Here is a 12,908-nt window from a genome sequence, read left to right as displayed (position 1 = left end):
CCGGGCCCTTCCCTGCTGTCCGGGGACCTACTCCCAGCCCAGCAGGGCGAGGATCTGAGCGGCGATGTCCTCCGGCAGGCGGGCCGAGGTCCGGATGCGCTGCACACCCGGGGGCGTGAGCTCCGCGAGGCGCCGGGCAGCGTCCGCGCTGCGATCACGGTGCTCCTCGAACCGGCGGCCACTCTCCCGCTGCGCGAGCCTGGCGTCCACCGTCGCCGCGTCCGCCTCGAGCAGGACGCCGACCACGGCGGCAGTGTCGCCCATCGCCCCTGCCAGGGCGGCGGACTCGAGGACGGACACGGTATTGGTGTAGATCAGGCGGCGGTAGCCCAGTTCCCGATAGTTGGACCACATGGCGGCGAGGTTCCGCTCGGCCAGTCCGTGCTCCCAGGGTGCCGGATAGGCGAGGTCCAGGACGTCACCTTCGATCAGGGCGTGCCGGACACCCCGTTCGGCAAGGAGGTGGTGCAGGGCCAGCGCCACGGTGGTCTTGCCCACGCCGGAGCGCCCACCGATGAACAGGACCGAACTGCCGGTGCTGTCCGAGGGCGGGCGCCCGGAGGGCTCGATGTCAGCCCCCGAACAGGGCCGCGACGCGGGTCAGGGTCTGGAAGATGCCGTAGGCGAGGGGCACTCCCACGAGCGCCCAGACGGCGGCGATGCGTGCTCCGGTCATGTCAGGCCTCCTTCGCGAATTCTCGGGACGAGCCCGGAACGGGCTCGTGGAAGCGGGGGTCGACGGGCTTGACGAGCAGGTTCGCGATGAAACCCACGATCAGCAGTCCCACCATGGTGAGCAGTGCGGGCTGATAGGCCCCGGCATCCAGTTCACCGGGCGTGCCCTGCGAGTCGAGGAAGGCGTTCACGATCAGCGGTCCGGCGATGCCCGCGGCGGACCAGGCGGTGAGCAGACGGCCGTGGATCGCGCCGACCTGGTAGGTGCCGAAGAGGTCCCGCAGGTAGGCCGGCACGGTGGCGAAGCCGCCGCCGTAGAAGGAGATGATCACGAAGGCCAGCACCACGAACAGCAGGGTGGTGGACGAGCCGGCCAGGGCGAGCACCAGGTAGAGGACGGCTCCGACGCCGAGGTAGATCATGTAGATCCTCTTGCGCCCGATGATGTCCGACGTCGTCGACCACGCGAACCGGCCGCCCATGTTGCCGATCGAGAGCAGGCCCACGAAGCCGCCGGCGACGGCGACCGAGACCGCCGTCGTGCCGTCCGCACCGCGGAAGAAGTCCTGGATCATCGGCGAGGCCTGCTCGAGGATGCCGATACCGGCGGTCACGTTGCAGAACAGGACGATCCAGACGAGCCAGAACTGCCGGGTCCTGATCGCGTTGGCCGCGGACACGTTGTCGGTGGTGACGAGCGGCTCGGACTTCAGCTGCGACGGGTCGAAGCCGTCGGGCTTCCAGCCGTCGGCCGGCACCTTGATGGTGAAGGCGCCGAACATCATGTAGATGAAGTACACGACGGCGAGCGTGAGGAACAGCTTCCCGACGGCGTCACCGCTCGCCACCCAGCCCTCGGAGCCGGAATTCGGGTCGTACATGCGCAGCAGCTGCGTGGAGAGGGGGCTCGCGATGAGCGCGCCGCCGCCGAAGCCCATGATGGCCATGCCCGTAGCGAGGCCGGGACGGTCGGGGAACCACTTGATCAGGGTGGACACGGGCGAGATGTAGCCGATGCCGAGGCCGATGCCGCCGATGAATCCGTAGCCCAGGTAGACGAGCCACAACTGGTCGGTGAAGATCCCGAGCGCGCCGACCAGGAATCCTGAGGTCCAGAACACCGCCGAGGTGAACATGGCCTTGCGGGGACCGTTGCGGTCCACCCAGGTGCCGAGGACGGCGGCGGACAGGCCGAGCATCACGATCGCGATCGAGAAGATGATGCCGATCTGCGTGAGGGTGGCATCGAAATGGGCGGTCAGCGCCGTCTTGTAGACGCTCGTCGCGTAGGCCTGCCCGATGCACAGGTGGACGGCCAGCGCAGCCGGTGGAATGAGCCAGCGGTTGAATCCCGGTGGCGCGATGGTGTGGTCACGGTCGAGCCAACTCATCAGTGCCCTCTCTGTCGGAATGAGTGGCCGCCCCCCGGCCATCGTTGATGAAGGCAATTATGCGGTGCGTCACACCGGATGGGGGGAAATGCACGCCCGGCGGTACGCGTGGCGCGGTGAACGGCATGCGTGTACCGCAGTAACCAGCAGGCTTAGCATCCTCACCTAAACTGTCGCTCATGGCCACAACAGAACAGGTTCAGGACACCAGACTGAGCCGCGGCATCTCCGGACCGCTGCTGTATCTCTTCATCCTCGGGGACGTCCTCGGCGCCGGCGTGTACGCCCTGGTCGGCGTGATCTCGGCAGAGGTGGGCGGCGCGATCTGGATGCCCCTCATGGTGGCCCTGGCGCTGGCCCTCCTGACCGCGGGCTCGTACGCCGAACTCGTCACCAAATACCCGAAGGCCGGCGGTGCCGCCGTCTTCGCCGAGCGCGCCTTCAGGAAGCCGTTCATCTCGTTCCTCGTCGGCTTCTGCATGCTCGCGGCGGGGGTGACAAGCGCAGCAGGCCTCGCCCAGGCTTTCGCGGGGGGCTATCTCACCACCTTCGTCGATGTGCCGGCCGTGCCCGCAGCCCTGGTCTTCCTCGCCCTGTTGGCGCTGCTGAACATGCGCGGGATCAAGGAGTCGGTCCGCAGCAATGTGGTCATGACCGTCATCGAGGTCTCCGGGCTGGTCCTCGTGATCGTCGTGGTCGGGATCTTCGTGGCAGGCGGGAACGGAGATGTCTCACGCGTCAACGAGTTCCCTCCCGGCGTCGGCGCGGCCTCCGCCGTCCTGGCCGCGTCCCTGATCGCGTACTACTCCTTCGTCGGGTTCGAGGTGTCGGCGAATGTCGCCGAGGAAGTCCGCGACGTCAGCCGCGTGTACCCCCGTGCCATCTTCGGCGCCCTGCTGACTGCCGGCGTCGTCTACCTCCTGATCGGGCTCGCAGCCTCTGCCGCACTCGCCCCGGACCAGCTCGCCGGGTCCAGCTCACCCCTGCTCGACGTCGTCGCCGCCACCGGCTCGGGCATCCCGGACTGGCTCTTCAGCCTGGTGGCGCTCATCGCCGTCGCCAACGGCGCCCTGCTCACCATGATCATGTCCAGCCGCCTGACCTACGGGATGGCGGAACAGGGGCTTTTCCCCTCGATCTTCGACCGGGTGCTCCCCCGCCGTCGTACACCCTGGGTCGCCATCGTCGCCACCACGCTCGTGGCCATGGCGCTGACGCTGACCGGAGGGCTCGAATCCCTCTCGCAGACCGTGGTGCTCCTGCTCCTGTTCGTGTTCCTGAGCACCAACATCGCGGTCCTCGTCCTGCGGAAGGACGAGGTGGGCCACAGGCACTTCCGCATCCCGGTGGTCTTCCCCTACCTCGCCATCGCCTCCTGCATCCTGCTCCTCACGCAGCAGACGGGCGAGATCTGGCTGCGGGCCGCCGTCCTGCTGGCCCTGGGGCTCGCCCTGTACGGCGTGCAACGCCTCGTGCGGGGCGGGGCAGCGGGGGCATCCGGCAGATGACGCCCCCAGCACGTTCCGCGCCGGCATGCCTGCCGGCGGCAGGGACGTGCGGGCACACACCGCACGGCCCCGGGCGGCGGCGCCTGCGGTCACCAGGAATGCGGGGCGGGCTTCCGGGTACTGGGCAGCGCGTTGTTGAGGCGCCACTCGTGGATCCACTCGGGCAGGACCGTGGTTTCCGGTGGTGCGCCGAAGGCGGAGATGATGTCCTCGTTGCTGACAGGACCGGCGGCGGAGACGAGGCGCGTGGCGATGAAGGCCCTGGCGTAGATCTCGCCACCAGCCACCGCCCTCTGCTCGAAGTAGATGGCACGCTCGTCGAGACCGAGGATGCGCGTCTCGACCGAGTACCGCTGGCCGAGCTGCAACGACTTGCGGAAGCTGATGGTCTCCCCCGCCGCGACGGGGGTCCACCCGCGCCGACGCATCTGCCGCCAGACGCCGCTGCGCACCATGAGGTCGAAACGGCCGAGGTCGAAGATCGAGAAGTACATCCCGTTGTTCAGATGCATCGCGATGTCGATGTCGGTCGGCAGGACGCGCAGGGCCACGCTGCTGGAGCACCAGATGCTCAGGGTCGGGCGCCGGCGGGACAGGAAGAGCTGCAGCACTGTGCGAAGGATCAGATGCATGAGGCCATATTACTCACCGGTAACATAGATAAACGGAATAACTTCTCCGGATAGCGGGTTGGAGCCTGCAGGAAACGACACACAGAGCAGGGAGAACACCATGACCACCAGCACACAGGTCCACCTCGTCCGTCGCCCCGTCGGCACTCCACGCGCCGAGGACTTCGACACGGTGACGATGGACCTGCCCGAGCTCGGGCAGGACGAGGTGCGCGTCCGCAACGCCTACGTGTCCGTCGACCCCTACATGCGCGGCCGGATGAACGACTCGAAGTCCTACATCCCCCCGTTCGGCCTGAAGGAGGCCATGACCGGCGGTGCCGTGGGCAGGGTGGTCGAGTCCTCCTCGGCTGCACTACCCGTGGGAGCCGCCGTCCTCCACAACTACGGATGGCGTGATCTCGCGCAGGGACCGGCCAGGCTCTTCACACCCCTGTCCGAGACGGACCTGCCCCTGTCCGTCTTCCTCGGAGCAGCAGGCATGACCGGGCTGACCGCCTACGCCGGGCTCAAGCGCGTGGCCGGGCTCAGGTCGGGGGACGTCGCCTTCATCTCCGGAGCAGCCGGCGCCGTCGGCTCGATCGCAGGCCAGATAGCCCGCAAGCTCGGCGCCTCCCGCGTCATCGGCTCGGCCGGCTCCGCGGCGAAGGTGGCGCTGCTGAAGGAGAGGTACGGGTTCGACGAGGCTTTCAACTACAAGGACGCGCCGGTGCGTGAACAGTTGCGCGGCATCACCCCGGACGGCATCGACGTCTACTTCGACAACGTGGGCGGGGACCACCTGGAGGCAGCGCTCGACCGCCTCAACACCGGGGGGCGTGCAGCCCTGTGCGGTGCGATCTCTCAGTACAACAGCACGGAGCGCACACCCGGTCCCGACAACATGGGCAATCTCGTGACGCGCTCCCTCAGGCTCGAGGGCTTCATCGTGGGGCAGCACCAGGACCTGCAGCCGGAGTTCGTCCGGCAGATGGCGGCCTGGCTGTCCGATGGCAGCGTGGTCTTCGACGAAACCGTGGTGGACGGCGTCGAAAACGCCGTCGGCGCCTTCTTGGACATGATGAACGGCGCCAACACGGGCAAGATGCTCGTCCGACCCTGACCACCCGGTCGGTTCGGTGGCGGAGCGCATACTGCTCCGGCCACCTCTGCCCAGCCCTGCCACGTCACGGCCGTCGCGCGGACCGTGGCACTCACCGATCGGTGAGCGTCACGGCCAGGCGGCTCAGTCGTCGCCGGTCACGCGCAGCGTCGCTTCGAGCCGCTTCCGCTGGTCAGCCGGCAGGAGCGCCCGGTACTGCGGGAACTCCGCCAGGAATCCCCGTACCCGCGGGCAGTAGGGAACCACGGCGATACGACGCCGGTGCGCATTGAGGAACACCTGGCGGATCAGCGCGGGCTCGACGTCGACGGCGTCGAATCGCGGGTCGACGACGGCCTGGATGAGCACCGCATGCGAGCCCTTCATCTCGTACTTCACATGGCCGACCATGGTGCCGTCGCTGAAGAGCTCGAAGCGGGAGAAGAGCGAGTTGTCGCGGAAGCCGCTACGGGTCCTCGCCGGGGCGGAGCGTGTCTCCGCCTGGACCTCCCGCCGCTCGATCTCCTCCACCAGCAGTTCGTAGTGGGAGATGGCGTCCATCGGCGGGAAGTCGCGGTCCAGCAGGCGGTAGGTCTGGTTGCACAGGACCCGCAACTGGCGGGTGGAGACAGCACCGAGGTCCTCCGGGAACTCCGCCTCCTCTGCACGGGGAGACGGACTGGGCGAGACCCTGGGAGCTGCGCCCCACCCGAACTGCTCCGGCTCAGCCGGCTGTACGGACTGTGGACGGTGTTCGACAAAAGAGGAAGTTTCCATGATCAGCTCCACGATGGTGGTTCGATGGCCCGCTGCTAGGCCCTGTGCGAAACTATAGGCCCATTCTTTCTCGATGTGAAATTAAGTACCCTTAGCAATCTCGGGGAGCGCATCGTGATGGCGGCGCTGACGGCGCGAGGAGGCCTTGAGAGAATCTTGAGATTCAGTTCGGTGAGCCTTGATGCCGGGCGAACTAGCCTGAGCGGAGCACCCTGCACCTCACGCCGGGTGATCCGGTATCCGAGGAGCCCGCCTTGCAGTTCGAGACCGCCCAGCTGGCCATGACGACGTCGTCCCTCACGGTCCCCGAAGTACACGCCCACTACCTCAACTCCGGCGGATTCTTCGACGAGCTGGAGGTCGACGCCTATCTCCACGGCCTCACGCCCCTGCCCCGCGAGGAGCGCGACTGCATCGCCCAGGCCGTCAACGAACTCATCGACGACCTACTCGCCGGCGGCACGGCGGCCCACCCTCCCCGCGCCTCCTACAGCCGTCCGCCGGCCCTTCGCGCTGCGGTTGCCACCCGCGCCCCCGGACGCCGTCGACTGGTCGGATAGCTCGACGGCCAGCGGGCTTGAGCAGAAGTTGAACCAGTCCTGACCCCGCGCTGATCGAGTGCACGGCTGCCGACGAGGTTCCCAAGTCACACTCGAGATATGCCATCGGTCGGACCGGCGTCAGCCGGGCACGCAGCGTGGACACATGGTCGCGACGATCCGCGCACGTGGGGCACCGTCCTGCGGTCAAGCAGCCGGCCGCAGGACAGGACTCGCCCGTCGCTTCGCATCGCGCGGCTCACGTCGTGTTGACGGAGCACTGGCCGCCGCGACAGGCTGGGCTGACATGCCCCCTCGAGCAGGAGTCCCACCATGGCACCCGCCCCCACAGTCCAGTTGCGCAGTGGCGCCCATCTCCCCCTCCTCGGCCTCGGCACCTGGCCACTGAACGACGACGAGGCGGCCGACGCCGTCCGCGTCGCAATCGAGACCGGCTACCGGTTGATCGACACGGCCGAGAACTATCGCAACGAGAAGGGCGTGGGCGAGGGCATCCGGCGCTCCGGCGTGCCACGCGAGGAACTGTTCATCACCACCAAGTTCAACCGTGAGCACCACAGCGTGGACGGCGTGCGGCGAGCCTTCGAGGCGAGCGCCCGCCTCCTGGGCCTGGAGTACGTCGACCTGCTCCTCGTCCACTGGCCGAACCCGGACCAGGGACACCACGTCGAGGCGGTGCAGGGCATCGCCGCGCTGGTGGAGCAGGGACTCGTGCGGGCGGTGGGCACCTCGAACTACAAGCCGGCGCACCTGCAGCAGGTGATGGACGCCGGCATCGTGCCCGATGTCAACCAGATCCAGCTGGATCCCCGGCGCCCGCGGATCCAGGAACGTGCCTTCCACAACGAGCACGGGATCGTGACGGAGTCCTGGAGCCCGCTGGGTCCGGGCAGCGGGCTGCTGGAGGACCCGGGCGTCGTCTCGATCGCGGAAGCCCACGGTGTCACGCCGGCACAGGTGGTGCTGCGCTGGCACGTCCAGCAGGGCATGGTCGCCATCCCCAAGTCAGCCAACCCGGAGCGACTGGCACAGAACCTCGACATCTTCGATCTCGAGCTCTCCGGGGCGGAACTCGCACGCCTCTATCTGCTCGACACGGGCGACGCCGACATCGCGGATTCGGACGCCTTCGGGCACTGAGCGACTCCTACCCCTTCGGAACTGCTTGACAGCACACCCCACCGCCGGGATGGTAGTAAGCACGCTTAGTTCTTCGTGTCCGACCAGTGATCGGCCGGGCACGGGAGCATCGACCGGAAGGAAGATCAGCATGGCGGACGAACCCGGCAACCAGACCCCGAACACTCCCGATGTCAGCGAGACGGAACTCCGCCGGATGAAAGTGGACGAGCTCCGCAAGGAAGCCAGGGAGGAGGGGCTCTCGGGCACCTCCGGGATGCGGAAGGGCGAGCTCGTGGACGCCGTCGCCCAGGCGAAGCAGGGCAGCGCCTCGGGAACGGACGGGTCCGGCAGCGGGTCCCAGGAGTCCGACGAGGTGGGCGCCGGGCCCGACGGCGGTAGGATCCGCACGGGCCCCGAGACATCGAAGTCCCTCAAGTACTCCCAGGAGATCACCTCTCCCGACGAGGACCCCGAGCGCGAGGGCCGCAGCCTGGCGACCACGCACCATGAGGTCATCAGGCAGTGGGCGGAATCCCGCGGCGCGCGACCGGCCACCGTGGACGGAACGGAGCACGGGGACCATCTCGGTGTTCTCCGCTTCGACTTCAACGAGGACACGGACAAGCTGCGCCCCGTGAGCTGGGACGAGTGGTTCAGGACGTTCGACGAGCGCCGGCTGAACTTCATCTACCAGGAACAGCGCAAGGACGGGAACCAGTCGAACTTCTTCATCCTCGAGAGCCCCGACCGCGAGGATGCCTGACGCGGCGCCCTGCCCGGAAGGAGGGGCAGCCGGGCATATCCTTGGCCTGGTGCCCTTTCCGCCGGCAGCCGCGCCTCGATGACGGCGATGCCTCGGAGCGGCGGGCGCCCCCCGCCCGCTGAGAGGACCCCGCTTGCTCGAGATCGCCGTGATCCTGGCCGCCGGCTTCTGGGCAGGCATGATCAACGTGGTGGTGGGTTCAGGCACCCTGGTGACCTTCCCGACCCTCCTGCTCTTCGGGTACCCGCCGATCGTCGCGAACATCTCGAACAACATCGGACTCGTGGGTGGCGGCCTGTCCGGCTCGTGGGGCTACCGCCGCGAGATCGCCGCGAACAAGCGGCTCCTCCTCCGCCTCCTCCCACTCTCCGTGCTCGGCGGCCTCGGCGGCGCACTCCTGCTCCTCGTCCTGCCCGCGGAGGCCTTCCAGGCGATCGTGCCGGTCCTCATCGTGATCGGTCTGGCCATGGTGGCCCTTGCGCCGCGCGTGCAGCGGGCCGCGGCGGCCAAGGCGTGCGAGGGTGCACCCGATGCCGTGCCGTCCCGCCGTCGTTCGCTGCTCCTGCTGGCCGGCATCGGCGTCCTCGGCGTCTACGGGGGCTACTTCGGCGCCGCCCAGGGCATCCTGATCGTCGGCCTCATGACCATGGTCACGATGGAGAGCCTGCAGCGGATCAACGCCATCAAGAACGTCCTGACCACCGCCGTCAACAGCGTCGCCGCCGGCGCCTTCATGGTTCTCGCCTGGGAGTCCATCGACTGGGCCCTGGTGCTGATCATCGCCGTCGGAGCCACCCTGGGCGGCCTCCTCGGGGCCCGGGTAGGACGCCGGCTCTCCCCCTTCGCGCTGCGCGCCACCATCCTCGTGATCGGTACCGCCGCACTCATCCGCATCGTCTTCTTCGGTTGACGAGCCACCACCTACGAACTCCCGGGAACCCCATGCAACGCTTCGCCTGCACCGTCTGCTCCGCACCCCTCTTCTTCGAGAATTCCCGCTGCCTCGCCTGCGGCACCGAGCTCGGGTTCCACCGCGGCGAGCACGCCATCGTCCCGCTCGACGACGACGGCGCCTACCGCGACCTCCAGGGGCAGCTCCTGCGCCGCTGCACCAACCTCAAGCTCTCGGGATGCACCTGGCTGGTGCGGGAGGAGGGCGACGAGTGCTTCAGCTGCACCCTGACGCGGACCCGACCCGATGACCACGACACCACCGGTCTGGCGCAGTTCCTCGACGCCGAACGCTCCAAGCGGCACCTGATCTACGAACTCGATGTGCTCGGCCTGCCGATCGAGGACAGGATCCGGAATCCGGAGCGGGGACTCGCCTTCGACCTCCTCTCGAGCGTCGAGGAGAAAGTGGTGATCGGGCACCAGAACGGGCTGATCACCATAGACCTGGCGGAGACCGTCGATTCCCACCGCGAGAAGATGCGGGCCACGCTCGACGAGCCCTACCGCACCATGCTCGGTCACTTCCGGCACGAGACCGGCCACTACTTCGAGGGCACGCTCGTCTTCTCCGATCCCGGCCTCACGGAGCGGGCCCGCAGCATCTTCGGTGACGACCGCAGCAGCTACAAGGACGCCATCAAGCGGCACTACGACGAGGGCGCTCCCGACGGCTGGGAGAAGGACCACATCTCCATGTATGCCACGATGCACCCCTACGAGGACTTCGCCGAGACGTTCGCCCACTACCTGCACATCTGCGACACGGTGGACACGGCCCTGCAGTACGGGCTCGCCTCCGGTCCTGGCCCGAACACCTCGGAGGACTTCGGCGACGTGGTCCGGGACACCTGGATCCCACTCTCCGTCGCCCTCAACCAGGTCAACCGCAGCATGGGCGCCAACGACCTGTACCCGTTCGTGCTGCCCCCCGCCGTGGTCGCCAAGCTCGACTTCGTGCACAAGCTCCGCGTGCGGGTCGGGGAGCCGGTGGCGGGACCGGCAGCCGGGTAGCGGACTCCCGCTAGGGCCAGAGCAGCTCCCGGCGCCAGCCCCCGCCGAAGCGCGTGTACAGGAGCCGGGTGTGCCGCCGTTCGTGGTCGGCCTGCCAGAACTCGACGGCGTCCGGCGCCACGGTGAAGACCGTCCAGGTGGTCGACGCGAGACCGTCCGTGGCCTCGATGCGCCGTACCTGCTGCTCGACCGCCGCGTCGAGTTCCTCCCGCCCGCCCAGCACGGCGCTCTGGCTGCCCGCGAGCACCAGCGCACGGGCCACAGGGTGGCGGCGCTGGAAATCGGCGTCGTTCTCCTCCGTGGTACCGGTCGAGACCGAGCCCCGGATCCTCACCTGACGGCCCGCCGCCGGCCAGAAGAACGAGAGCGCGGCGGTCGGGTTCGCCGCCAGCTGCCGGCCCTTCGGACTGTCCCTGCTGGAGGCCACCTGCCATCCGGAGGAGGTCAGGTCCTTGAGGACCACCACGCGTGCGTCCGGCCGGCCGTCCTCCCCGACCGTCGAGAGCGTGACCGCGTGCGGTGCCGTGATGCCGTCCTCCACGGCACGCTTCAGCCAGGCCACGAACAGGTCGATCGGCGAGTCGGGCGCCGCCTCCGGATCGAAGGGTGGCATCTCCTCGGGGAAGACCGGAACACTCCGGATGATGTCGCGGATCAGGCCTGGCTCGCTCATGCCTCCAGCCTAGCTGCGCGTCCCTACCGGAACGGCGGTGTCCCGGCACCGAACCGTCAACCCTCTCCTTCGCCGCCCGCCCCCGGCGTGCTCGCCGCGGCGCGGCGGCATAGAGTCGATGGATGCCAGCCCACCAGGACCAGTACGTCGGACCACGAGACCTCACCCGGTGGTCGTCACCGCCGGGCCGCCTCCTCGTGCGGTGTGTCCGCCCCCTCGCCCGGTGGGTGGGGCCGCACGCCGCCCTGCTGCTCATCATCGCGATCGGTGGCGGTATCGCGGCTGCCCTGACGGCGGCCTCGGCCGAGGTGTACGAGTCGGTCGTCGAGGCGGACGGCGTCGCAGCCCTGGACCGGCCCGCCCTGGACCTCGCCGTCTCGCTGCGCCAGGACTGGTTCAACGCCGTCATCACCGGCTACACGAACATCGGGGGCCCGATCGGCATGCCCATCCTGGCCGTCGGGGTCATGGTGCTGCTCGCAGCCCGCCGCAGGTCCTGGACGCCGGTGATCCTGATACCCGCGGCGGCCTTCGGGTCACTGCTGATGACGGTTGCCGGAAAGGACGCGATCGGGCGCCTGCGTCCGCCGATCGAACTCGCCGTCCCGCCCTACGAGTCCTCGCCGTCGTTCCCCAGCGGCCATTCGCTCAACGCCCTGGTGATCGCGGGCATCGTGGCATACCTGCTCGTGATGCGGCAGCACCGCAAGCGCACGCGCGCGCTCACAGTCACGCTCGCCGTCCTGTTCGCCGTGACCATGGGGCTCAGCCGCGTGTACCTCGGCCACCACTGGCTCACCGATGTGCTGGTCGCCTGGACCCTCGGCATCGCGTGGCTCGCCCTCGTCATCACCGCCCACCGGCTCTTCCTGACATTCCGCCTGCACCGGACGGCAGCACGTGGTGCCCCTGCCTGAGCAGCCGCCCGCGCCCGGCGCCGTCGTACGGCCCCTGCGACGGGATGCCCAGCGCAACCGCGAGGTGGTCCTGCGGGCGGCGCGGCGCATGTTCGCCGTCCACGGAGCGGACTGCAGCTTCGAGGACATCGCCAGGGACGCCGGCGTGGGCGTGGGGACCGTGTACCGCCGGTTCCCCGACCGGCGGGCCCTCATCGAGGCGATCCTCGAACAGCGCATCCTGGACGTCGACGCCGCGGCCACGGAGGCGATGGGGCTCGACGACCCGTGGGAGGCCGCGCGGTCGTTCGTCGGTTCCGCCGCACACATGCAGCGGGAGGATCGGGGCCTGCGCGAACTGCTGCATGATCCGGGTTTCGTGTCCGCGGGGCTTGCACTGCTGCGCCGCCGACTGGCTCCTGCCGCCGAGGAACTGGCTCACCGGCTCAGGACCGCAGGCTCTGCGAGGGCGGATCTCACCGGCCAGGACCTCCTGGTCCTCGTCCGCATGCTCGGCTCGCTCACGCCGGATCCCGCCCCCGCAGGCACGCTCGACCACGCCCCTGCCGGCACCTCTGCCGACACTCCGGATGGGAGCGGGGACGTCGAGCGGTACCTGGACCTCGTCCTGGACGCGCTCCGGCGCCGGTCCGAACACTGAGCGGAGCTGCCCGCGCTCGACCGGAGGCACCATCGACCGGTCCGCCGGGTGCCCCCTCCCGCTCGAGCCACGCCCTCCTCGAGCGCGGTGTACAACCTCTTCCAGCACGGAGAGTGATCTGGAGCCCGCCGCACCGTAACGAAGTGCGGCGGGCTTCGCCGTTCCCTATCCTCGATAGGGGCCGAATGCACTCCAGCCGCCCCC

At 68.8% G+C, this 12,908-nt stretch carries 15 protein-coding genes; 9 read left to right on the top strand and 6 right to left on the bottom strand.

Annotated elements, in window-relative coordinates:
- Nucleotides 1-27: 27 nt before the first annotated feature.
- From AC1MFI_RS06690 to AC1MFI_RS06680, 3 genes are read right to left on the bottom strand one after another with little or no spacing between them, the layout of a single operon-like run.
- Nucleotides 28-522 carry a nucleotide-binding protein gene (locus tag AC1MFI_RS06690; protein WP_479820811.1) on the bottom strand — a complete coding sequence of 165 codons (495 nt, stop codon included), beginning with the start codon at nt 520-522 and terminating at the stop codon, nt 28-30.
- Nucleotides 523-571: 49 nt separating this feature from the next.
- On the bottom strand, nt 572-676 hold the full coding sequence (locus AC1MFI_RS06685; RefSeq protein WP_479820332.1) for an MFS transporter small subunit: 105 nt from the start codon (nt 674-676) through the stop codon (nt 572-574).
- A gap of 1 nt (nt 677) precedes the next feature.
- On the bottom strand, nt 678-2,066 hold the full coding sequence (locus AC1MFI_RS06680; protein WP_479820331.1) for an OFA family MFS transporter: 1,389 nt from the start codon (nt 2,064-2,066) through the stop codon (nt 678-680).
- A gap of 179 nt (nt 2,067-2,245) precedes the next feature.
- Here AC1MFI_RS06680 and AC1MFI_RS06675 point away from each other — a divergent pair, with 179 nt between their 5' ends.
- Nucleotides 2,246-3,574 carry an APC family permease gene (locus tag AC1MFI_RS06675; protein WP_479820330.1) on the top strand — a complete coding sequence of 443 codons (1,329 nt, stop codon included), beginning with the start codon at nt 2,246-2,248 and terminating at the stop codon, nt 3,572-3,574.
- An 89-nt stretch (nt 3,575-3,663) separates the two neighbouring features.
- Here the strand turns inward: AC1MFI_RS06675 and AC1MFI_RS06670 are convergent, their stop codons facing one another.
- Nucleotides 3,664-4,206, bottom strand: a complete 543-nt coding sequence (locus tag AC1MFI_RS06670; protein ID WP_479820329.1) for an acyl-CoA thioesterase — start codon at nt 4,204-4,206, stop codon at nt 3,664-3,666.
- 100 nt (nt 4,207-4,306) lie between these two features.
- On the opposite strand from AC1MFI_RS06670, the gene AC1MFI_RS06665 reads away from it, so the two are divergent.
- Entirely contained in the window at nt 4,307-5,308 is a 1,002-nt protein-coding gene (locus AC1MFI_RS06665; RefSeq protein ID WP_479820328.1) for an NADP-dependent oxidoreductase, read from the top strand.
- Between the two features lie 123 nt (nt 5,309-5,431).
- Here the strand turns inward: AC1MFI_RS06665 and AC1MFI_RS06660 are convergent, their stop codons facing one another.
- Complete coding sequence (locus AC1MFI_RS06660) at nt 5,432-6,064, bottom strand: GNAT family N-acetyltransferase (RefSeq protein WP_479820327.1); 633 nt, start codon at nt 6,062-6,064, stop codon at nt 5,432-5,434.
- Nucleotides 6,065-6,318: 254 nt separating this feature from the next.
- On the opposite strand from AC1MFI_RS06660, the gene AC1MFI_RS06655 reads away from it, so the two are divergent.
- The 5 genes from AC1MFI_RS06655 to AC1MFI_RS06635 all read left to right on the top strand — a co-directional run bounded on the left by AC1MFI_RS06655 (nt 6,319) and on the right by AC1MFI_RS06635 (nt 10,474).
- Nucleotides 6,319-6,624 carry a hypothetical protein gene (locus AC1MFI_RS06655; RefSeq protein ID WP_479820326.1) on the top strand — a complete coding sequence of 102 codons (306 nt, stop codon included), beginning with the start codon at nt 6,319-6,321 and terminating at the stop codon, nt 6,622-6,624.
- Between the two features lie 312 nt (nt 6,625-6,936).
- The gene (locus tag AC1MFI_RS06650) at nt 6,937-7,764 is read left to right on the top strand and encodes an aldo/keto reductase (RefSeq protein ID WP_479820325.1); all 828 of its coding nucleotides are present in this window, start codon (nt 6,937-6,939) and stop codon (nt 7,762-7,764) included.
- Nucleotides 7,765-7,894: 130 nt separating this feature from the next.
- On the top strand, nt 7,895-8,509 hold the full coding sequence (locus AC1MFI_RS06645) for a Rho termination factor N-terminal domain-containing protein (protein WP_479820324.1): 615 nt from the start codon (nt 7,895-7,897) through the stop codon (nt 8,507-8,509).
- A 133-nt stretch (nt 8,510-8,642) separates the two neighbouring features.
- Entirely contained in the window at nt 8,643-9,419 is a 777-nt protein-coding gene (locus AC1MFI_RS06640) for a sulfite exporter TauE/SafE family protein (RefSeq protein WP_479820323.1), read from the top strand.
- Nucleotides 9,420-9,451: 32 nt separating this feature from the next.
- Nucleotides 9,452-10,474: a zinc-binding metallopeptidase family protein gene (locus AC1MFI_RS06635; protein ID WP_479820322.1), complete on the top strand. Its 1,023-nt coding sequence runs from the start codon at nt 9,452-9,454 to the stop codon at nt 10,472-10,474.
- 10 nt (nt 10,475-10,484) lie between these two features.
- Here the strand turns inward: AC1MFI_RS06635 and AC1MFI_RS06630 are convergent, their stop codons facing one another.
- Complete coding sequence (locus tag AC1MFI_RS06630; RefSeq protein ID WP_479820321.1) at nt 10,485-11,147, bottom strand: pyridoxine/pyridoxamine 5'-phosphate oxidase; 663 nt, start codon at nt 11,145-11,147, stop codon at nt 10,485-10,487.
- A 122-nt stretch (nt 11,148-11,269) separates the two neighbouring features.
- On the opposite strand from AC1MFI_RS06630, the gene AC1MFI_RS06625 reads away from it, so the two are divergent.
- Complete coding sequence (locus AC1MFI_RS06625; RefSeq protein ID WP_479820320.1) at nt 11,270-12,064, top strand: phosphatase PAP2 family protein; 795 nt, start codon at nt 11,270-11,272, stop codon at nt 12,062-12,064.
- Nucleotides 12,051-12,704 carry a TetR/AcrR family transcriptional regulator gene (locus AC1MFI_RS06620; RefSeq protein WP_479820319.1) on the top strand — a complete coding sequence of 218 codons (654 nt, stop codon included), beginning with the start codon at nt 12,051-12,053 and terminating at the stop codon, nt 12,702-12,704. Before AC1MFI_RS06625 ends, AC1MFI_RS06620 begins: the two co-directional genes overlap by 14 nt.
- Nucleotides 12,705-12,908: the final 204 nt, after the last annotated feature.

It is taken from the genome of Arthrobacter sp. BC5, from assembly GCF_056680255.1.
This window is presented reverse-complemented; position numbering and strand designations above follow the sequence as displayed.

What these genes read in the sequence shown, in the direction of transcription:
- AC1MFI_RS06665 (WP_479820328.1), top strand. Translation starts at nt 4,307, where the DNA reads ATGACCACCAGCACACAGGTCCACCTCGTCCGTCGCCCCGTCGGCACT.
- AC1MFI_RS06680 (WP_479820331.1), bottom strand. Translation starts at nt 2,066, where the DNA reads ATGAGTTGGCTCGACCGTGACCACACCATCGCGCCACCGGGATTCAAC.
- AC1MFI_RS06630 (WP_479820321.1), bottom strand. Translation starts at nt 11,147, where the DNA reads ATGAGCGAGCCAGGCCTGATCCGCGACATCATCCGGAGTGTTCCGGTC.
- AC1MFI_RS06660 (WP_479820327.1), bottom strand. Translation starts at nt 6,064, where the DNA reads ATGGAAACTTCCTCTTTTGTCGAACACCGTCCACAGTCCGTACAGCCG.
- AC1MFI_RS06625 (WP_479820320.1), top strand. Translation starts at nt 11,270, where the DNA reads ATGCCAGCCCACCAGGACCAGTACGTCGGACCACGAGACCTCACCCGG.
- AC1MFI_RS06685 (WP_479820332.1), bottom strand. Translation starts at nt 676, where the DNA reads ATGACCGGAGCACGCATCGCCGCCGTCTGGGCGCTCGTGGGAGTGCCC.
- AC1MFI_RS06645 (WP_479820324.1), top strand. Translation starts at nt 7,895, where the DNA reads ATGGCGGACGAACCCGGCAACCAGACCCCGAACACTCCCGATGTCAGC.
- AC1MFI_RS06670 (WP_479820329.1), bottom strand. Translation starts at nt 4,206, where the DNA reads ATGCATCTGATCCTTCGCACAGTGCTGCAGCTCTTCCTGTCCCGCCGG.
- AC1MFI_RS06675 (WP_479820330.1), top strand. Translation starts at nt 2,246, where the DNA reads ATGGCCACAACAGAACAGGTTCAGGACACCAGACTGAGCCGCGGCATC.
- AC1MFI_RS06635 (WP_479820322.1), top strand. Translation starts at nt 9,452, where the DNA reads ATGCAACGCTTCGCCTGCACCGTCTGCTCCGCACCCCTCTTCTTCGAG.
- AC1MFI_RS06650 (WP_479820325.1), top strand. Translation starts at nt 6,937, where the DNA reads ATGGCACCCGCCCCCACAGTCCAGTTGCGCAGTGGCGCCCATCTCCCC.